This is a genomic window from Micromonospora sp. NPDC049900 (genome assembly GCF_044461025.1).
GTDB lineage: Bacteria > Actinomycetota > Actinomycetes > Mycobacteriales > Micromonosporaceae > Micromonospora.
Window position 1 is genome coordinate 553,413 of the sequence record NZ_JBITKM010000001.1, and the last position, 18,889, is coordinate 572,301.

Consider the following 18,889-nt stretch of genomic DNA (forward strand, 5'->3'; position numbering starts at 1 on the left):
ACTTGGCGGCGGGCACCAGGACCCCGGCCGGAGACTCCGACTCCGGCGTGGCCGGCAGCGGCGGGGCCACCGACGGCGCCCCGGCGGCGAAGGTGAAGCTGCCGGCGACCGGATGGCTGTCCGCCGAGATGACGCGGTAGCTGACCAGGTACGTGCCGAGTGGCCGGTCCGAGGCGCGCAGCATGATCCGCAGGGTCCGGTCGCGGACCTCCGGGTCACCGATGTTGATCCGCTTGCCGTCCGGCGCGAGCACCTGCACCCGGCCGGCGACCGGTGCGACCGACTCGCTGAAGGTGACCAGCACCTCGCGCGGTGCGTACGGGAGCACCTCGTCGCGCTGCGGGGCGGTGTTCACCACCACGGCGTGCGCCGCCGCTGGGCCGGTGGGGCCCAGGGCGGCGCACAGGGTGGCCAGGACCAGCCCGAGCAGGGTGAGGGCCCGGGTACGGGGAGTCATCGGTGCGGGTCGGCTGGTTACCTGCGGCGCAACAGCCGATAGCTGAGGAATCCACCGGTGCCGAGGGCGGCGAGGAAGATCGCCCAGATCAGGGTGTTGCTGATGCCCATCGCCGGTGCGGAGTTGGCCTGCGCGGCGGCGATCAGTCCGTCCTCGCCGGGGGCGGGCAGCACGGCGGGCGGCAGTTCGGCGTATCGCACCAGGCCGGTGCTCTCCAGCATCAGCATGTGGTCGCTGACGTACTTGTTGGTGGCGTTGGCCAGGTCCCGGATGACGTCGTTGCGGGTGCTGCCCCGGACCGCGGTGACCACCGGGAGGATCGAGCCGTGGGCGACCCGGAGCCGGGTGACGAAGATCTGGTCGAACTGGGCGCCGGTGGCGTTCTTCATCTCCGTCAGCCACTGCTGCTGCTGTGCGGACGGCACGGTCGGGATGGTCGCGCCGAGCTTGTTGGCGGCCTCCACGGTGAGTCGGTCCAACTCCTCGTGCTGCCGGGCGATCTCCGCACCGACCTCGCGGACCACCGCCGACTGGCCCTTCTCGGCGGCCATCTGCCCGGCCGGCATCTCCCAGAGCCCGGCCAGACGTACGCCGTCGAGCAGAGCCTGGTCGGCGGCGGCGAGCTGCTGCCCCACGGGCGCGGCTGCGGCCACACCGGGCAACCCGACGAGAGCGGCGGCGATCGTGGTGAGTAGCACCGCCAGGCGACGGGACCGGGTGCCCTGCCGGCGACGAACGGAATCCAGCGGTGCCATGTCTGCGGCGCCTCCTCGGACGAGAACCGATCGACTAGTGACGGGCGGGACGGCACCCCGCCGGCCGCTCGTGCGCACAGTGGTACGGAATGAGCGGCCGATCAGTTCATCAGTTCCGAAAGCGGTTCACGGTCGTGTCCGGCCGGGTCAGCCGACGTCGAGCGGGTCGGCCAGCAACCGGTCGAAGGCGAGTTCGGCGGCACCGACCAGTGGGGCGTCCTCGCCGAGCTTCGGCGTCCGCAGGCGTACGTGTTCCAGGCAGGCGGGCAGACCGTTCGAGTTGAGCCGGCTGCGTACCTGGGCGGCGGCGGCCAGGTAGAGGTCGCGCATGGTGCCGCCGAAGATGACCATCTCCGGGTTGAAGATGTTGACCAGGTTGGCGACGCCGAAACCCAACCAGTCGCCGGCCTGGCGTACCGCCGTCTGGGCCCGGGCGTCGCCCCGGTCGGCGGCGTCGAAGACCGCGAGCATGGCCTCCCGGCCCCGGGCGTCGGAGCGTCCGGCGGCCCGCAGCAGCGCGTGCTCGCCGATCTCGGTCTCCCAGCAGCCCCGGTTGCCGCACTCGCAGCGCACCCCGTCGCGGGTCACCACCATGTGCCCGACCTCGCCGCTGTAGCCGCCGTGCCCGGTGAGGCGGCGACCTCCGGCGATGATCCCGGCGCCCACGCCGACGTCGCCGTAGAGGTAGATGACGTTGTCACAGCCGGACGCCACGCCCCGGGCGTGTTCGGCGAAGGCCGCCACGTCGGCGACGTTCCCCACGGTGACCGGGACGTCGACGCCGAGTTCGCGGCCGAGGGTGGTGCCGATCGGCTCGTCCACCCACCCGGTGGTCGGGCCGAGCCGGACCAGTCCGTCGTCGCGGCGCACCATGCCGCAGACCGCCACCCCGGCCCCGACGCAGACCGCGCCCTGCGGCAGCCCGTGGCGCATCTCCTTGACCGCCCCGGCCAGCAGCGGGGCGGCCTCCGTCGCGGTGAGCCCGCGCGGGCGGTCCAGCTCCCAGCGGTCGAGCACCGCACCGCCGAGACCCACCCGCGCGGCCCGCAGCCGGTCCACCTCGATGCTGTACGCGTACGCGAAGACCCGGTCCGACTCGGGCCGGACGACCAGTGACGGTCGTCCGGCCCGGCCGGTCTCCTTCGGTGCCCCCTCGCTCACCAGGCCGGCGGCGGCGAGGTCGGCGGTGAGCGCGCCGATGGTGCTCCGGTTCAAGCCCAGCGTGTTCGTCAACTCGGCGCGCGTGGTGGCGCCGTGCAGGTGCACGTAGCGCAGCAGGGCACCGAGATTCTGTCGACGGATCTCGTCCTGGCTGGGTCCTACGCGCATCGGGGCTTACTACTTTCGGTACAGCGGATCAGCGGTTGCCGGTGGCCGAGGCTCGTCGTCGCGACAACGCGTCGACACTGGCCGCGAGCAGCAGCACCACGCCGGTGACCACGTACTTCACGCCCGAGCTGTAGCCCATCAGCCCCATGCCATTGTCGATCACCGCCACCACGGCGCCACCGAGGACCGCGTCCAGGACGCGTCCCTTGCCACCGAAGAGGCTGGTTCCACCGATCACGGCCGCCCCGACGGCGTACAGCAGCACGTTGCTGCCACCGGTGTTCGGGTCGACCGAGTTGGCCCGGCTCGCCGCCACGATGCCACCGATCGCCGCCATCGTGGAGCAGATCACGAAGACCGAGATGCGGATCCGGTCCACGTTGATGCCGGCCCGGCGCGCGGCCTCCTTGTTGCCGCCGACGGCATAGATGTGTCGGCCGTAGCTGGTGCGCTGGAGCACGAAGGTCCAGAGCACGAGCAGGATGGCGATGATCGGCACCACGATCGGCACACCCTTGAGCGAGCTGATCAGCACGTTGCGGCTGCGCTCCAGGTTGAGCACGTAGACGGCGACGCCGAGGACCACGGCCAGGATGCCGATCCGGCCCAGCACCATGGCCAGCGGGTCGTTGATCAGGCCGCGTGCGGCACGCTTGCGGTACCGCAGCAACTGCACTGCGGCGAAGCCGACGACCGCGAGCGCGGCCAGGGCCCAGCCGAGCGTCGGCGGCAGGTTGCGGTTGGCGATCGCCACCAGCACCGGGTCGCGGACCGAGATGTTCCGGCCCTCCTCCATCAACAGCAGCACCACGCCCTGGAAGGCGAGGAAGCCGGCGAGGGTGACCACGAACGACGGGATGCCGACCTTGGCGACCAGGAAGCCCAGCGTGGTGCCGATGACCAGGCCGGTGAGCACGGCCGCGAGCACCGCCACGTACCAGGGGTACCCGAGGACGGTCACCACGTTGGCCAGCACCGCCGCGCAGACGCCGCTGGCGAAACCGGCGGACAGGTCGATCTCGCCCAGCAGCAGGACGAAGACCAGACCCATGGCGATCAACGTGACCGCCGCGCCCTGGGTGAACAGGTTGGCGAAGTTGCCCGCGGTGAGGAAGCTCGGACGCATGATCGAGAAGATCGTGCAGAGCACGAGCAGTCCGGCGACGGCGGGCAGCGCGCCGATGTCGCCACCGCGTACCCGACGCCAGTAGCCGCGTACGTGGCTGGCGACGGTGGGTTCCGGCGCCACGGCGGCCGGCCCGTCCTGCTTGACGACGGTGGAACTCATGCCTGGCCTCCCGGAGTACCGTCGGCGGCTGCTCCACCGTTGCCGTTGACGGCCGGTTCGGCGGCGAGCCCGAGCCCGCCGGAACGGCCTGCGGTGATCAGCTCGACCACCTGTGAGTGCGTGATGTCGGTGGTCCGCACCTGGGCGACCATCTGGCCGAGATAGAGCGCGGCGATCCGGTCGGAGACGGCGAAGACGTCGTTCATGTTGTGCGAGATGAGCACCACGGCCAGGCCGTTGTCGGCCAGCCGGCGGACCAGTTCGAGCACCTGGGCGGTCTGCGCGACGCCGAGCGCGGCGGTCGGCTCGTCCAGGACCACCAGCTTGCTGTTCCAGAGCACCGCCTTGGCGATCGCCACGGTCTGCCGCTGGCCGCCGGAGAGGCTGGAGACGTGCTGACGCAGCGACTTGACGGTGCGTACGGAGAGCCCGGCCAGGGTCTCCGCGGCCATCTGCTCCATCGTCGGTTCGTCCAGGACGATGCCGCTGCGCTTCTCGCGCCCGAGGAACATGTTCTGCACGATGTCGAGGTTGTCGCAGAGCGCGAGGTCCTGGTAGACGACCTCGATGCCGAGCGAGGCGGCGTCCCGGGGGCTGTTGATGTGCACCGGGCGGCCGTCGAAGACGAACTCCCCGGAGTCGGTGGGGTAGATGCCGCTGATGCACTTGACCAGGGTCGACTTGCCGGCGCCGTTGTCGCCGACGAGCGCGGTCACCTCGCCCGGGTAGGCGGCGAAGGCGACGTCGCGCAGGACCTGGACGGGACCGAAGCTCTTGTCGATCCCGCGTAGCTCCAGCAGTGGGGTCGCGGACACGGGGTTCTCCTTAGGCACGGAGGGAGATCGGGGCCCGTCCAGCGGCGTCGCGCCGCCCGGCACGGGGTTGCCGTGCCGGGCGGCGACGCCTAGGCGGGTGGGTCAGCTGATGCCCGCTTCGGTGCAGAGCTTGGCGAAGTCGGCGGTGCAGACCTCTTCCTTGGTCACGTAGCCGTCGGCGATGACGTCCTTGACGTTCTCCTTGAAGATCGCCTTCGGGGTGAGCAGGACGCTGGCCACGTCCCGACCGCTCTCCGGGTCCTTGACCGTCTGGCCGGTCTCCTTGCGCTCGCCCTTGGCCAGCGCGATGGCCAGCTCGGCGGCGGCGTCCGCCTCCTGCTTGACCGCCTTGTAGACGGTCATGCACTGGTCACCGGCGAGGATGTTCTGCAGACCCTGCGGGTCGGCGTCCTGGCCGGTCACCGGGACCTTGCCGTTGAGGTTGTTCTTCTTGAGCACCGAGATGGCGGCGTTGCCCAGGCCGTCGTTCGCGCTCAGCACGCCGTCGATCTTGCCGCCGGCCTTGGTGAGCTGCTGCTCGAAGATGGTGGCGGCCTGCGCGTTGTCCCAGTCCGGCACCGAGTCGTCGGCGGCCTGGGTGTACTCGCCCGAGTCGAACTTCGGCTTGAGGATCGAGTCGTACCCGTTCTTGAACAGGGTCGCGTTGTTGTCGGTCGGCGAGCCGTTCAGGTACGCGATCGCCGGCTTCTCCACCTTGGCGTCGGTGAGGCACTTGACGAGGCCCTCGCCCTGGAGCTTGCCGACCGCCTCGTTGTCGAAGCTGACGTAGTACTCCGCCGAGCCACCGAGGGTGAGGCGGTCGTAGTCGATCGTGGCGACGCCCTGCGACTTGGCCTTGTCGAGCACGGCCTTGCCGGTGCCGGAGTCCAGGTTGACGATCATCAGCGCGGTGACGCCGCTGGTGATCATCTGGTCGGCGATGGTCTGGAAGGCGTTCTTGTCACCCTGGGCGTTCTGGATGTCGTACTGAACGTTGGCGGCTTTGAACGCCTCCTCCAGGAACTTACGGTCCGCGCTCTCCCACCGGACCGAGGACTTGCTGTCCGGCAGGATCACCCCGATCTTCGGGGTCTTGTCGGAACCGGCCTGGTCGCCGCCGGAGTCGTCGCCGCAGGCCGTCAGGGAGCCGAGGGTCAGGAGACCCACGGCGCCGACGGCGAGGAAGCCCTTGCGCATCTGCAGGGTCCTTTCGAGGGTGGGGGAAGGTATCGGTGTTTGTTTTGTTGTGTCCGGCAACGTATTGCGCCCCACCCGTCAGCACAAGAGCGCGATGGCGATGAGTTTGTTGTCGGCAGTAACAATTCAGCAACGCCGAGGACACCCGCCCGGTACGCGGCCGGACCGCGACGGGTGAGTGCGCAGGTGGGGTGTTGTCAGCCGGTGGTCAGCGCGGCGGTGCGGGCCTCGGTCAGCGTCACGAGATCCGTGGGCGCCAACTCCACCTGGAGACCCCGGCGACCGGCCGACACGTACACGGTCGGATGGGCCAGGGCGGAGCCGTCGACCACCGTGGGGAGCCGCCTGCGTTGGCCGAGCGGGCTGATGCCGCCCCGCACGTACCCGGTGGCGCGCTCGGCCACCGCGCGGTCGGCCAGCGCCGCCCGCTTGCCACCCACGGCGGCGGCGAGGGCCTTGAGATCCAACTCGCCGGTGACCGGCACCACCGCCACGGTCAGCGCGCCGTCGACCTCGGTGACCAGCGTCTTGAAGACCCGCTCCGGCGCGACCGCGAGCGCTGCGGCGACCAGCGCGCCGTAGTTGGCGGCGTCCGGCGAGACGTCGTACGGATGGGTGCGGTGCGTGATCCTCCGCTTCGCCAGCAGCGCGATCGCCGGCGTCCCCCGTCCCGCCATGCCCGTCAACCTAGTCCGCCGACCGTCCGGCAGGCCAGCGGCGGGTCCGGTGTGGCCGCAGGCGGGCGGTGCTGGCCGTGCGGTGATCCGGCGGGTCAGGTCACCGGCTGGCAGACCAGCACCGTCGGGGCGTCGGCGACCCGGGTCAGCACCAGGCTGGCCGACTGGTCACCGGCCAGCCGCAGGTCCCGCCGGAGCCGTTCCGGTTCCAGCGCGGAGCCCCGCTTGAGGATCTCGACCCGACCGACCCGACGTTCCCGCAGCAGTGCCCGCAGCCGCTTGAGCGAGAACGCCAGCACGTCCGTCACCTCCAGGCAGCGGGCGTACGGGGTGGGGGTGGCCCGGTCGGCGTAGAGGTAGGCGATGCTCGGGTCGGCCAGCGAGGCGTCCAGGTCTTCGGCCAACTCGGCGACCAGGTGCGCCCGCACCACCGCCGAGTCCGGGTCGTAGACGAACCTGCGTACCGGCCCGACCGGCGCCTGCGCCGTCCCCTGTCCGATGAGCTGATGCACGCGCGGCCCGTCGCCGAGATGTAAGGAGGGGACCCCTGCTATGCACGAGGCGTTAGTAGGGGGCCCTTCCTTACAAAGGGTCGCGCGGCGGGGGTGTTCGGCGAGCGGGCCACACCAGAGGGCCGCCTCCACCAGGTCGCCGTCGACGCCGACCCACTCGGCCTCGGCACCGGCCGGGATCAGCGCGTGGTCGATCCCCGGTGCCACCTTGACCACCGTGCGCGGCACCCGTTCGGCGAGCCCGACGACGAAGTCCCAGGGCGGCGAGTACGCGTTCGGGTCGAAGATCCGGCGACCGGTGCCGGCCCGGCGGCGGGCCGGATCGCAGAAGACCGCGTCGACCCGGGTCACGTCGACGGTGGTCGCGTCGGCGCACTCCACCGAGACGAGGTCGGCCACCCCGGCGGCGTGCGCGTTCGCCTCGGCGAGCGCGGCGGTGAGCGGGTCGGCCTCCACGGCGTACACCCGGATGCCGGCGCGCGCGGCGGCCAGCGCGTCCGCGCCCAAACCGCAGCCCAGGTCCGCCAGGGTGCCCACCCCGGCGGCCCGCAGTCGTCGGGCCCGACGGTCCGCGACGATCCGTCGGGTGGCCTGCTCCAGGCCGGGCCGGGTGAAGAACATGCCGCTTGCCTCCGGCCCGAACTTGCCGGTGGCGCGGCGGCGCAACTCCGCCTGGGTCAGTGCCGTGGCCGCCAGTCCGGGCGGCACCCCGGCCGCGCGGAGCGTGGCCGCCGCGTGCAGCGGGTCACCGCCGGCGACCCGCCCCGCCGCGTCGAGCGCCGCCGACCCCTCGTCGGTACGCAACACGGCGAACTGCTCCACATCCACCCGCCCATTGTTCCGACCCGCCCCCGACACCGGCCCGCCCGCCCCCGCCGCGGCGCTGTCCGGTTCATGATCATGCTCGATCCGTGTTCGAGTGGTCTCGCAGTCGCCTGGATGCCACTCGAACCTGGATCGAGCGTGACCTTGACGGCGTTCGCGGCATCCCGCCCACCGTCGATCACGCAGCAGCCCGCCCATCGCCCCGTCGATGCGGCGGCTCGCACCGTCGCTCCGCCGATCATGGACTCATGGCTCACGCAAATGCCCATATCGCGGCGTTTCGTCGACCACAACTCCATGATCGACGAGGCGACGGGCGACGGGCGACGGGCGACGGGGCAGCGGGGTGGCGGGAAGGCGGGGCCGGCGACGGGGTGCATCGCGGCTGGTGGAGCGCCGATTACGGCAGCGTGTGGTGTGGGTGGTGACGAAGGCGTGCCGGGCGGCCGGGGTGAAGGTGGGCGTCGGGCAAGAGTGCGGAAAGAGTGGCGACACGAGGTGGTGGGTTGGCACTCTCCTTGACGGAGTGCTAGCCGAGGAATAACCTGCGATTAGCACTCTCACCCTGAGGGTGCCAACGTCCGGGCCCTGGTGCCCGGGGGTTGAACGCCAGGCGGACCGGCACCCGCGACGACGGCCCCGCCCGGTGGCATGTGGCAATTGACGCCGGTCGGCATGCCGACCGGTAACGAAACCAAGTACCCCAGGAGGGTATGCCCGTGACTACCGCGACCAAGGTTGCGATCAAGCCGCTCGAGGACCGCATCGTGGTCCAGGCGAACGAGGCCGAGACCACCACCGCCTCGGGCATCGTGATCCCCGACACCGCCAAGGAGAAGCCGCAGGAGGGCACCGTCCTCGCTGTCGGCCCGGGCCGGATCGACGACAAGGGCAACCGCGTGCCGATCGACGTCTCCGTCGGCGACACCGTCCTCTACTCGAAGTACGGCGGCACCGAGGTCAAGTACGCCGGCGAGGAGTACCTGGTGCTCTCCGCCCGCGACGTCCTCGCGGTCATCGAGAAGTAACCAACCGATCAGTGACGTTGCCCCGGTCCGGCTCGCCGGGCCGGGGCAACCTCGCGTCGAAGGGACATTCATGGCGAAGATCCTGAGCTTCTCGGACGACGCCCGGCACCTGCTGGAGCACGGTGTCAACGCGCTCGCGGACGCGGTCAAGGTCACCCTCGGGCCGCGCGGGCGCAACGTCGTCCTGGACAAGAAATTCGGTGCGCCGACGATCACCAACGATGGTGTGACCATCGCCAAGGAGATCGAGCTCACCAACCCGTACGAGAACCTCGGCGCGCAGTTGGTCAAGGAGGTGGCGACCAAGACCAACGACGTCGCCGGCGACGGGACCACCACCGCGACCGTGCTGGCCCAGGCCATGGTCCGCGAGGGTCTGCGCAACGTCACCGCGGGTACCAACCCGGCCGGTCTCAAGCGGGGCATCGACGCGGCCTCCGCGAAGGTCTCCGAGGCGCTGCTCGGCAAGGCCGTCGAGGTCTCCGACAAGAAGGCCGTGGCGCACGTGGCGACGGTCTCCGCGCAGGACTCCACCATCGGTGAGCTGATCGCCGAGGCGATGGAGCGGGTCGGCCGCGACGGTGTGATCACCGTCGAGGAGGGCTCCGCCCTGCACACCGAGCTGGACGTGACCGAGGGTCTCCAGTTCGACAAGGGCTTCATCTCGCCGAACTTCGTCACCGACGTGGAGTCGCAGGAGTCCGTCCTGGAGGACGCGTACATCCTGATCACCACGCAGAAGATCTCGGCGATCGAGGAGCTGCTGCCGCTGCTGGAGAAGGTCCTCCAGAACAACAAGCCGCTGCTGATCATCGCCGAGGACGTCGAGGGTCAGGCCCTGTCCACCCTGGTGGTCAACGCGATCCGCAAGACCCTCAAGGTCTGCGCGGTCAAGGCGCCCGGCTTCGGCGACCGCCGCAAGGCGATGCTCCAGGACATGGCGGTCCTGACCGGTGCCGAGCTGGTCGCGCCCGAGCTGGGCTACAAGCTCGACCAGGTCGGCCTGGAGGTGCTGGGCACCGCCCGGCGCATCGTGGTCGACAAGGAGAACACCACGATCGTCGACGGTGGCGGGCAGGCCACCGAGGTCACCGACCGGGTCGCGCAGATCCGCAAGGAGATCGAGGCCTCGGACTCCGAGTGGGACCGGGAGAAGCTCGCCGAGCGGCTGGCCAAGCTCTCCGGCGGCATCGCGGTGGTCAAGGTCGGCGCGGCCACCGAGGTCGAGATGAAGGAGCGCAAGCACCGCATTGAGGACGCCATCGCCGCGACCAAGGCAGCGGTCGAGGAGGGTACGGTCCCCGGTGGCGGTGCCGCCCTGGCCCAGATCCTGCCGGTGCTCGACGACGACCTGGGCTTCACCGGTGACGAGAAGGTCGGCGTCTCGATCGTGCGCAAGGCGCTCGTCGAGCCGCTGCGGTGGATCGCCCAGAACGCCGGCCACGACGGGTACGTGGTGGTGCAGAGGGTCGTCGCCGCCGAGTGGGGCACCGGCCTGGACGCCGCCACCGACGAGTACGTCGACCTGGCCAAGGCCGGCATCATCGACCCGGTCAAGGTGACCCGTAACGCCGTCACCAACGCCGCGTCGATCGCCGGTCTGCTGCTCACCACCGAGAGCCTCGTGGTGGAGAAGCCGAAGGAGCCGGAGCCCGCCGCGGGCGGTCACGGTCACGGCCACGGTCACGGCCACCAGCACGGCCCGGGTTTCTGACCCGAAGAGATCCGGACGCGGGGCGCATCGTCGACGACGGTGCGCCCCGCGCGTTCCGGCCCGGTCACGCCGCGTCGAGGTGACTACCGGTCGGGCGTACGGTCGGAAACACTGGACCGGTGAGCAGTACGACACCCCGGTACGCCGCCCTCGCCGGTGTCGCCGCCGCAGCGGCGGCCATCGGTGCCGCCGAAGTGGTGGCGGTGCTGACCGGTCCCCGCTCCGCCCCGCTGGTGGCGGTGGGTGGGCTGGTCGTGGACGCCGCCCCCGAGCCGATGAAGCGGTTCGGCATCGCGGTCTTCGGCACGTACGACAAGATCGCCCTGCTGGTCGGGACGGCGGTGCTGCTGGCCGCCTTCGCCGCCCTGCTGGGCGTGCTGGCCGTACGCCGTCTGGTGGTCGGTCTGGCCGGCATCGCGGCGTTCGCCGCGCTCGGCGCCGGCGCGGCGCTGACCCGGGCCGGTGCGCAGGGCGTGGACGTGCTGCCGTCGCTGGTCGGCGCGCTGGTCGGCGGCGTGACGCTCTGGGCGTTCGTCGCCGGTCCGCTGGAACTCGATCCATGGCCCTGGTCCCCGCCGACCGAACAGCGTCCACCCGGCCCGGACGAAGCCGGACCGCCGCACGCATCCGGCCCGGACGAAGCCGGGCCGCGGCATTCGCCCGTGCCGGACGGGGCGGGGTCGCGGCGGCGTACCGATCCGGAGTCGCGGCGGCGGTTCCTCACCGGCGTCGGCGGGGTGCTCGGGGTGGCGGTCGTCGGCGGTGCGGCCGGGCGGTGGTGGTCCGGTCGACGCGGTGTCGCCGACGCACGGGCGGCGATCACGCTGCCCGCCCCGGTCTCCGCCGCGCCGCCGCTGCCCGCCGGGGTCGACCTGGAGGTGCCGGGCCTGGCGGGCTACGTCACGGAGAACCGACGCTTCTACCGCATCGACACCGCGCTGGTGGTGCCGCAGGTGGATCCCGAGACGTGGCGGCTGCGCATCCACGGTCGGGTGCGCAATCCGGTGACGCTGAGCTTCGCGGACCTGTTGGCCCGACCGATGGTGGAGCGGTACGTCACGCTGGCCTGCGTCTCCAACGAGGTCGGCGGCGACCTGATCGGCAACGCGCGGTGGCTCGGCGTACCGATCCGGGAACTGCTCGACGAGGTGCAGCCGCTCGACGGCGCGGACCAGGTGGTGGGGCGCTCGGTGGACGGCTGGACCTGCGGTACCCCGACGGCGGTGCTGCGGGACGGGCGGGACGCGTTGCTCGCCGTGGGCATGAACGGCGAACCGCTGCCGGTGGCGCACGGCTTTCCCGCCCGGATGGTGGTGCCCGGTCTCTACGGCTACGTGTCGGCGTGCAAGTGGATCACCGAGCTGGAGCTGACCAGCTTCGCCGACTTCGACGCGTACTGGGTGCCTCGGGGCTGGTCGGCCGAGGGGCCGGTGAAGACGCAGTCGCGGATCGACACGCCCCGTCCGCGCCACCGTCCGGCCGCCGGCCCGGTCACCGTGGCCGGGGTGGCGTGGGCGCAGCACCGGGGCGTACGGCGGGTCGAGGTACGCGTCGACGGCGGGCCGTGGCAGGAGGCGGAATTGGCGCCGACCGCCTCGGTGGACACCTGGGTGCAGTGGTCGTGGCGGTGGACGGCGACGCCCGGCGAGCACACGCTCCAGGTCCGCGCGACGGACAGTACCGGTGAGACGCAGACCGGTCAGCGGCAGGCGGTGGCACCGGACGGCGCGACCGGCTGGCACTCGGTCACCCTGACGGTCGAGTGACGCACAGACCGACGCCGCGCTTCCGGGGGGCGGGAGCGCGGCGTCGGGGGCGTTCGGTCAGGCGACGTTGCGTTGGGGCGGCGGCAGGGTCGACTTGTGGGAGCTGCCCAGCCGGGCCTCCAGCCGGTTGACGTCCACCCGGCTCTGCCGACGGTCGGCGAGGTCCTCCCAGCCGACCGCGAGCAGGCGCAGGCGCTCCGACTCGCTGAACCCACCCCAGACGCCGTACGGCTCCCGCACCGCCAGCGCGTGTGCGGCGCACTCGGCCCGGACCGGGCAGGCGCGGCAGACGTTCTTGGCGGAGGACTCGCGCCGCAGCCGGGAGGATCCACGCTCACCGTCGGGGTGGAAGAACTGGGCGCTGTCGCGGCCACGGCAGGAGCCGAGCCGCTGCCAGTCCCACAGGTCGATGATGGGTCCGGGCAGTCTACGTACGTTCGACATCTGCACCCCTCCTCTCGCGCGGCACCGCGAGATACTTCGTGGCCGGTTGTCCGGGCGGCGGGCCGCGCAGGCGCACCGTTCCCGGCCTGAGCCCCTCGGTACCCAGCCCTCTCTCGGCTCACACGTGTGTGATCCAAAACCTTTGGCGGATTGGGGCATATGCCCTATCTGTCGGAAAAGTTGGAAGAGTTGCCGGGAACCTCCTCCCGACCCCACCCCGTCATGGTCTGCTCGTGTGCGGAAGGGAGATCACAGTGCGTACGGTTCTCGTGTGCGTTCGGACGCCGCTCGCGGCGCAGCACCTGACCTCCGCGGCGGCGCGGTTGGGACTGTCGGGTGCGGTCCGAACGGCGGTCTCCGATCCGGAGGTGATGCTGCGGCTCGCCGAGCGCCCCGCCGACGTGGTGCTCGCCGACACCGCCATCACCCGGCCCGACAGCGCCGGGTTCGTCCGTCGGGTCCTGGCCCGCGCGCCGCAGGCCAGCGTGCTGCTGCTCGGCGCGGAGGAGTCCGAGGCGGCGGCGGCCACCATCAGCGCCGGTGCGCGCGGCCTGATCCAGGGCGTCGACCACGATCTCACCAGCGCGGTCGCCAAGGCGTTGCTGCTGCTGGCGGCCTCCGGCCGGGCCAACCGTCCCCGGATCGCCGACCCGGCCCGGGACACCGCCGCCGTCGGCGGCCCCGGCCGTCCGGCCCCGGGCGCCCGGCCCACCACCGGTGAGGCCGCGTCGGCCTGGCCGGGCGGTGACGCCGCCGGTGGCCCGGCGATGGTGCCGGTGCAGCGGGGCGACGACCCGGCCGAGCCGGAGGCCGCCGAGACTGGCACGGCCGCTCCGGCGCGGGTCGACCGGTCCACCGTCGGCCTGACCGAACGGGAACTCCAGGTGCTGCTCGGCATGGCCGAGGGCAAGAGCAACGCCGAGATCGGCCGCGAGCTGTTCGTCTCCGAGGACACCGTGAAGACCCACGCCCGGCGGTTGTTCCGCAAGCTGGGCGCCCGGGACCGGGCACACGCGGTGGCCGCCGGCTTCCGGGCGGGTCTGGTCGCCTGACACCGGCCGGTAAGGAGGGGCCCCCTGCTAACGCCTGGTGTATAGGAAGGGCCCCCTCCTCACCGGTCACCGGACGGCGGCCACGGCCCGGCGGCAGGCGGCGCGGCTCAGTCCCGGCCGGGGGAGTCGTCCTCGGTGCCCTCGCTGAGGGTGTCGTGCACGCCGTCGGCGTATCCCCGGGCGTAGTCCCAGGTGACGTAGTGGTCCGGGTCGGGATCGTAGGCCGGCTCGTGCACCCGGGGGCGGCCCGAGCTGAGCAGGTGACGCAGGTTGCCCCGGAGCAGGTCCCAGTCGAAGTAGTGCGGTTCCCGGCAGTCTTCACACTCGATGACCAGCCCGCGTACGCCGATCGGCGCCAGCAGCGCCTGGTAGATCTCCAGATCGGCGAGGTCTTCCAGCACGTCCTGGCGTTCGACGTCGGTCAGCGGATCGAGCGGGGCGTCGCGACCGGGGCCGTCCAGATCGGCCGACGGGTCGGTCGGATCGCCGGTGAACGGGTCGATGGGCTCGTCGTGCACCCCCTCACCGTAGACCCAAGGCACGTCGGACGCCTGTCCCCCTTCGCGCAAGCCGACGTACCCCACTGAGGTCGTCTCCGCCTCGCCGCACGGACCGCCGGACGCGGGTGCCGCCCCGGCCACTGGGTACGATGGCCCTGACGCACCCTCGCCCGGCGCTCGCCGGTGCCCACCCGTGCACCTCGCTGAAGCCCCGTTCGACCAGCTCAGGAGAGCAATCGTGGAGAATTCGCCCCGTTCCGACCTTTTCGCTGGCACCGAGGGTGGCGAGCTGGGCGGCCATCTGCCCGAGCTGCCGGCCGGCTCCGCCCGGGTGGTGCCGCTGGGGCTGACCTTCGACGACGTGTTGCTCCAGCCCGGCGAGTCGGACGTGGTGCCGAGCCGGGTGAACACGGTCACTCGACTGACCCGCAACGTGACGCTCTCCATCCCGCTGCTGTCCAGCGCGATGGACACCGTCACCGAGGCGCGGATGGCGATCGCCATGGCCCGCCAGGGCGGCATCGGCGTGCTGCACCGCAACCTCTCCGTCGAGGACCAGGCGCTCCAGGTGGACCTGGTCAAGCGCTCCGAGTCCGGCATGATCACCAACCCGGTGACCGCCAGCCCGGACGACACGCTGCGCGAGGTGGACCAGCTCTGCGGGCGCTACCGCATCTCCGGTGTGCCGGTGGTGGACGGGCAGGGCCAGTTGGTGGGCATCGTCACCAACCGTGACATGCGTTTCGTCTCCGACCCGGCCACGCCGGTGCGCGACATCATGACCCGCGCGCCGCTGGTGACCGCGCCGGTCGGGGTGAGCAAGGACGACGCGCTCGGCCTGCTGCGCCAGCACAAGGTGGAGAAGCTGCCGATCGTCGACGGCTCCGGCAAGCTGCGCGGCCTGATCACGGTGAAGGACTTCACCAAGAGCGAGCAGTACCCGAGCGCCACCAAGGACGACGCCGGCCGACTCCGGGTGGCCGCCGCCATCGGGGTGGGCGAGGACTCGTACAAGCGGGCCCGCGCGCTCGTGGACGCCGGGGTCGACGTGATCATCGTGGACACCGCGCACGGGCACCAGCGGGCCGTGCTGGAGATGGTCAGCCGGCTCAAGAAGGACGTCGCGATCGACATCGTCGGCGGCAACGTGGCGACCTACGCCGGGGCGAAGGCCCTGGTCGACGCCGGTGCCGACGGCGTCAAGGTGGGCGTCGGCCCGGGTGCCATCTGCACCACCCGGATCGTGGCCGGCGTCGGCGTGCCGCAGATCACGGCGATCATGGAAGCCGCCCGGGCGGCCCGCCCGGCCGGCGTGCCGGTGATCGGTGACGGCGGCATCCAGTACTCGGGCGACATCGCCAAGGCGCTGGTCTCCGGTGCCGACACGGTGATGCTCGGCAGCCTGCTGGCCGGCTGCGAGGAGAGCCCGGGTGAGCTGATCTTCGTCAACGGCAAGCAGTTCAAGGCGTACCGCGGGATGGGTTCGCTCGGTGCCATGCAGTCCCGGGGCCAGGCCAAGTCGTACTCCAAGGACCGCTACTTCCAGCAGGACGTGACCAGCGACGAGAAGCTGGTCCCGGAGGGCGTCGAGGGCCAGGTTCCCTACCGTGGGCCGCTCGCCCGGGTGGCCCACCAGCTCGTCGGCGGCCTGCGGCTGGCGATGGGGTACGCGGGCGCGGAGAGCATCGTCGAGCTGCACGAGCGCGGTCAGCTCATCCGGATCACGGCGGCCGGGCTCAAGGAGAGCCACCCGCACGACATCCAGATGACCGTCGAGGCGCCCAACTACCACACCCGCTGACCTCCCCCTCCACCCCCGAAGACAACTGGAGTCCCCAATGCGTGACGTGGTCGAGATCGGGCTGGGCAAGACCGCGCAGCGCGGCTACCACCTGGACGACATCGCGATCGTGCCGAGCCGCCGCACCCGGGACGTCGACGACGTCTCCACCGGGTGGCAGCTCGACGCGTACCAGTTCGGCATCCCCTGTGTCGGGCACCCCTCCGACGCGACGATGAGCCCGGCCTCGGCGGTCCGGCTCGGCGAGCTGGGCGGACTCGGCGTGCTCAACGTCGAGGGGCTGTGGACGCGGTACGAGAACCCGGCCAAGGTGCTGGAGGAACTGGCCGACCTCGGCGAGGACGCCCGCGCCACCAAGCGCCTCCAGGAGGTGTACGCCGAGCCGATCCGGCCCGACCTGATCACCGAGCGGGTCCGCGAGCTGCGCGAGGGCGGCAGCACGGTGGCCGTCCGGGTGTCCCCCCAGCACACCCTGGCGTTGGCTCCGGTCATCCTCGACGCGGGCGTCGACCTCCTGGTCATCCAGGGCACGATCGTCTCGGCCGAGCACGTCTCGACCACCGACGAACCGCTCAACCTCAAGGAGTTCATCGCCGACCTGGACCTGCCGGTCATCGTCGGCGGCTGCACCGACTACAAGACCGCGCTGCACCTGATGCGGACCGGTGCGGCGGGCGTGATCGTCGGCATCGGCGGGGACGAGTGGTCCACCACCGAGTCGGTGCTCGGCATCCGGGTGCCGATGGCCACCGCGATCGCCGACGCCGCGGCGGCCCGCCGGGACTACCTGGACGAGACCGGCGGCCGGTACGTGCACCTGATCGCCGACGGCGACATCCGTACCTCGGGTGACATCGCCAAGGCGCTCGGCTGCGGCGCGGACGCGGTGATGCTCGGCGAGCCGTTGTCGCTCTGCGCGGAGGCGCCGGCGGGTGGGGCCTGGTGGCACTCGGCGGCCAGCCACCCGTCGCTGCCCCGGGGCGCGTTCGAGGTCGCCGGTGAGCCGCTGGGCTCGATGGAGCGCCTGCTGTTCGGCCCCGCCGACGAGCCGGACGGCCAGCTCAACCTCTTCGGCGGCCTGCGCCGGGCCATGGCCAAGTGCGGCTACCGCGACCTCAAGGAGTTCCAGCGCGTCGGCCTGGTTCTCGACCGCTGACGCTCCCTCCCGCCGCGCGCCCGTGGCTGCGTCGATCATGGAGTCGTGGCACCTGACCTGTGCTGATTTCGCCCGGTTCGCCACCGCCACAACTCCATGATCGATCACGTGGGCGGCGGTAGGCTCTGGCGGATGAACAGGGGTGCGGGGCGGCGGTGGCAGGCCGGCGTGGTGGCCGTGGTGGCCGCTGTGGGGCTGGTGAGCTGCACGGGGGAGCGCGACGCGTCGGACCCGGACGAGTTCCGGGCGGGCAGCGTCGACCTGGCCGACCCGTACGTGCCGGGCAGCGGCAACGGCGGATACGACGTGGACCACTACCGGTTGCTGGTGCGCTACGACCCGGCCGACGACCGGCTCACCGGCCGGGCCGAGGTCCGGGCCACCGCCACACACGGGCTGTCCCGCTTCAACCTGGACCTGACCGGGCTGTCGGTCGACACGGTCACCGTGGACGGCGCACCGGCCCAGCACCGGCACGCCGACGGCGAGTTGACCGTCACGCCGCGCCGGGGACTTCCCGCGGGCAGCCGGTTCACCGTCGACGTGACGTACGCCGGTGTGCCGCAGCCGATCGCCGACAACGTGCTGGGCAGCGGCGGCTTCCAGCACACCGACGACGGCGCGATCGCGCTCGGACAGCCCCACTCGGCGTCGACCTGGTTCCCGGTCAACGACCACCCCTCCGACAAGGCCACGTACGACATCGAGGTGACCGTCCCGGACGGCCTCGCCGCGTTGAGCAACGGGGTGCCGGGGGAGCGGACCAGCGCCGACGGCTGGACCACCTGGCGGTGGGCCGAGCGGTCGCCGATGGCGAGCTACCTGACCACGCTGGTGATCGGTGACTACCGGGTCGAGACCGGCACCCACGGCGGCAAGCCGCTGGTCACCGCCGTACCGACCGGGATGCCCGCCACCGGCCCGCAGGCACGGTCCCTGGCCCGCACCGGTGAGATCGCCGACTTCCTGGCCGGCCGGTTCGGGCCGTACCCGTTCGAGGCGTACGGCGGGGTGGTGGTCGACGACAGCCGCATCGGGTATGCGCTGGAGACGCAGTCCCGGCCGGTCTACGGGCCGGGCTTCTTCCGCGACGGTGAACCGAACTACGCGGTGGTCGCGCACGAGCTGGCCCACCAGTGGTTCGGCAACAGCGTGGCGCTGGCCCGCTGGGGCGACATCTGGCTCAACGAGGGCTTCGCCAGCTATGCCGAGTGGCTGTGGGCGGAACACGACGGTGGACGTACCGCCCAGCGCAGCTTCGAACTCCAGTACGCCGACACCGACTGGTCGCGGCCCACGCTCGACCCCGGTCCGGGCCAGATGTTCAGCACCGCCGTCTACAAGCGCGGGGCGCTGGTGGTGCACGCGTTGCGTCGTACCGTGGGCGACGACGCCTTCTTCGAGATCCTCCGCTCCTGGACCACGGAACGCCGGGACGGCACCGCCACCACCAGCGACTTCGTCGCGCTGGCCGAGCGGGTCTCCGGGCGGTCGCTGGGTAGCTTCTTCGACACCTGGCTCACCGGCACCACCCCACCCGGCCTGCCCTGACCGCCCGGTCCCGGCCGCTCCA

The 18,889-nt window shown here is 71.7% G+C and carries 17 protein-coding genes and 1 pseudogene; 8 read left to right on the top strand and 10 right to left on the bottom strand.

All coding sequences use genetic code 11. The annotated features are described in order from the left end of the window. Window positions 1–2: 2 nt before the first annotated feature. Complete coding sequence (locus ACIBMZ_RS02620) at window positions 3–140, top strand: hypothetical protein (RefSeq protein ID WP_396691039.1); 138 nt, start codon at window positions 3–5, stop codon at window positions 138–140. Window positions 141–145: 5 nt separating this feature from the next. Here ACIBMZ_RS02620 and ACIBMZ_RS02625 read toward each other — a convergent pair. The 8 genes and pseudogenes from ACIBMZ_RS02625 to ACIBMZ_RS02660 form a co-directional block, all read right to left on the bottom strand. After that, window positions 146–457 (bottom strand): annotated as a pseudogene (locus tag ACIBMZ_RS02625) (copper resistance protein CopC); the annotation flags it as partial. Window positions 458–474: 17 nt separating this feature from the next. Continuing rightward, complete coding sequence (locus ACIBMZ_RS02630; RefSeq protein WP_396690348.1) at window positions 475–1,212, bottom strand: DUF4142 domain-containing protein; 738 nt, start codon at window positions 1,210–1,212, stop codon at window positions 475–477. A 147-nt stretch (window positions 1,213–1,359) separates the two neighbouring features. Then, entirely contained in the window at window positions 1,360–2,541 is a 1,182-nt protein-coding gene (locus ACIBMZ_RS02635; protein ID WP_396690350.1) for an ROK family protein, read from the bottom strand. Window positions 2,542–2,569: 28 nt separating this feature from the next. Further along, window positions 2,570–3,829 carry a sugar ABC transporter permease gene (locus tag ACIBMZ_RS02640; protein WP_396690352.1) on the bottom strand — a complete coding sequence of 420 codons (1,260 nt, stop codon included), beginning with the start codon at window positions 3,827–3,829 and terminating at the stop codon, window positions 2,570–2,572. Next, complete coding sequence (locus ACIBMZ_RS02645; RefSeq protein WP_396690354.1) at window positions 3,826–4,644, bottom strand: ATP-binding cassette domain-containing protein; 819 nt, start codon at window positions 4,642–4,644, stop codon at window positions 3,826–3,828. The genes ACIBMZ_RS02640 and ACIBMZ_RS02645 overlap by 4 nt, the downstream gene beginning before the upstream one ends. A gap of 102 nt (window positions 4,645–4,746) precedes the next feature. Then, window positions 4,747–5,841 carry a sugar ABC transporter substrate-binding protein gene (locus tag ACIBMZ_RS02650; protein WP_396690356.1) on the bottom strand — a complete coding sequence of 365 codons (1,095 nt, stop codon included), beginning with the start codon at window positions 5,839–5,841 and terminating at the stop codon, window positions 4,747–4,749. A 197-nt stretch (window positions 5,842–6,038) separates the two neighbouring features. After that, window positions 6,039–6,518 (bottom strand): Cys-tRNA(Pro) deacylase, encoded by a 480-nt coding sequence (gene ybaK / locus ACIBMZ_RS02655; RefSeq protein ID WP_396690358.1) that lies wholly within the window; start codon window positions 6,516–6,518, stop codon window positions 6,039–6,041. Between the two features lie 95 nt (window positions 6,519–6,613). Beyond that, complete coding sequence (locus ACIBMZ_RS02660; protein WP_396690360.1) at window positions 6,614–7,858, bottom strand: methyltransferase domain-containing protein; 1,245 nt, start codon at window positions 7,856–7,858, stop codon at window positions 6,614–6,616. Window positions 7,859–8,568: 710 nt separating this feature from the next. On the opposite strand from ACIBMZ_RS02660, the gene groES reads away from it, so the two are divergent. The 3 genes from groES to ACIBMZ_RS02675 all read left to right on the top strand — a co-directional run bounded on the left by groES (window position 8,569) and on the right by ACIBMZ_RS02675 (window position 12,363). Further along, window positions 8,569–8,883, top strand: a complete 315-nt coding sequence (groES, locus tag ACIBMZ_RS02665) for a co-chaperone GroES (protein WP_089155197.1) — start codon at window positions 8,569–8,571, stop codon at window positions 8,881–8,883. A gap of 70 nt (window positions 8,884–8,953) precedes the next feature. Continuing rightward, on the top strand, window positions 8,954–10,597 hold the full coding sequence (gene groL / locus ACIBMZ_RS02670) for a chaperonin GroEL (protein ID WP_396690362.1): 1,644 nt from the start codon (window positions 8,954–8,956) through the stop codon (window positions 10,595–10,597). A gap of 119 nt (window positions 10,598–10,716) precedes the next feature. After that, entirely contained in the window at window positions 10,717–12,363 is a 1,647-nt protein-coding gene (locus ACIBMZ_RS02675) for a molybdopterin-dependent oxidoreductase (RefSeq protein ID WP_396690364.1), read from the top strand. A 57-nt stretch (window positions 12,364–12,420) separates the two neighbouring features. Here ACIBMZ_RS02675 and ACIBMZ_RS02680 read toward each other — a convergent pair whose 3' ends face one another. Next, window positions 12,421–12,807, bottom strand: a complete 387-nt coding sequence (locus ACIBMZ_RS02680; protein ID WP_396690365.1) for a WhiB family transcriptional regulator — start codon at window positions 12,805–12,807, stop codon at window positions 12,421–12,423. Between the two features lie 254 nt (window positions 12,808–13,061). Between ACIBMZ_RS02680 and ACIBMZ_RS02685 the strand changes: the two genes are divergently transcribed. Next, window positions 13,062–13,859: a response regulator transcription factor gene (locus ACIBMZ_RS02685; RefSeq protein WP_396690367.1), complete on the top strand. Its 798-nt coding sequence runs from the start codon at window positions 13,062–13,064 to the stop codon at window positions 13,857–13,859. 107 nt (window positions 13,860–13,966) lie between these two features. Here ACIBMZ_RS02685 and ACIBMZ_RS02690 read toward each other — a convergent pair whose 3' ends face one another. After that, complete coding sequence (locus ACIBMZ_RS02690) at window positions 13,967–14,377, bottom strand: DUF5319 domain-containing protein (RefSeq protein WP_396690369.1); 411 nt, start codon at window positions 14,375–14,377, stop codon at window positions 13,967–13,969. A 220-nt stretch (window positions 14,378–14,597) separates the two neighbouring features. Here ACIBMZ_RS02690 and guaB point away from each other — a divergent pair, with 220 nt between their 5' ends. From guaB to ACIBMZ_RS02705, 3 genes are all read left to right on the top strand, one after another. Then, window positions 14,598–16,160, top strand: a complete 1,563-nt coding sequence (gene guaB, locus ACIBMZ_RS02695) for an IMP dehydrogenase (protein WP_396690371.1) — start codon at window positions 14,598–14,600, stop codon at window positions 16,158–16,160. A 37-nt stretch (window positions 16,161–16,197) separates the two neighbouring features. Continuing rightward, on the top strand, window positions 16,198–17,316 hold the full coding sequence (locus ACIBMZ_RS02700) for a GuaB3 family IMP dehydrogenase-related protein (RefSeq protein ID WP_117226169.1): 1,119 nt from the start codon (window positions 16,198–16,200) through the stop codon (window positions 17,314–17,316). 132 nt (window positions 17,317–17,448) lie between these two features. Next, window positions 17,449–18,867, top strand: a complete 1,419-nt coding sequence (locus ACIBMZ_RS02705) for a M1 family metallopeptidase (protein ID WP_396690373.1) — start codon at window positions 17,449–17,451, stop codon at window positions 18,865–18,867. Window positions 18,868–18,889 lie beyond the last annotated feature (22 nt).

Coding starts and splice junctions, on each gene's coding strand:
- groES (WP_089155197.1), top strand. CDS start 8,569: ATGCCCGTGACTACCGCGACCAAGGTTGCGATCAAGCCGCTCGAGGAC.
- ACIBMZ_RS02640 (WP_396690352.1), bottom strand. CDS start 3,829: ATGAGTTCCACCGTCGTCAAGCAGGACGGGCCGGCCGCCGTGGCGCCG.
- ACIBMZ_RS02700 (WP_117226169.1), top strand. CDS start 16,198: ATGCGTGACGTGGTCGAGATCGGGCTGGGCAAGACCGCGCAGCGCGGC.
- ACIBMZ_RS02635 (WP_396690350.1), bottom strand. CDS start 2,541: ATGCGCGTAGGACCCAGCCAGGACGAGATCCGTCGACAGAATCTCGGT.
- groL (WP_396690362.1), top strand. CDS start 8,954: ATGGCGAAGATCCTGAGCTTCTCGGACGACGCCCGGCACCTGCTGGAG.
- ACIBMZ_RS02630 (WP_396690348.1), bottom strand. CDS start 1,212: ATGGCACCGCTGGATTCCGTTCGTCGCCGGCAGGGCACCCGGTCCCGT.
- ACIBMZ_RS02705 (WP_396690373.1), top strand. CDS start 17,449: ATGAACAGGGGTGCGGGGCGGCGGTGGCAGGCCGGCGTGGTGGCCGTG.
- ybaK (WP_396690358.1), bottom strand. CDS start 6,518: ATGGCGGGACGGGGGACGCCGGCGATCGCGCTGCTGGCGAAGCGGAGG.
- ACIBMZ_RS02680 (WP_396690365.1), bottom strand. CDS start 12,807: ATGTCGAACGTACGTAGACTGCCCGGACCCATCATCGACCTGTGGGAC.
- ACIBMZ_RS02650 (WP_396690356.1), bottom strand. CDS start 5,841: ATGCGCAAGGGCTTCCTCGCCGTCGGCGCCGTGGGTCTCCTGACCCTC.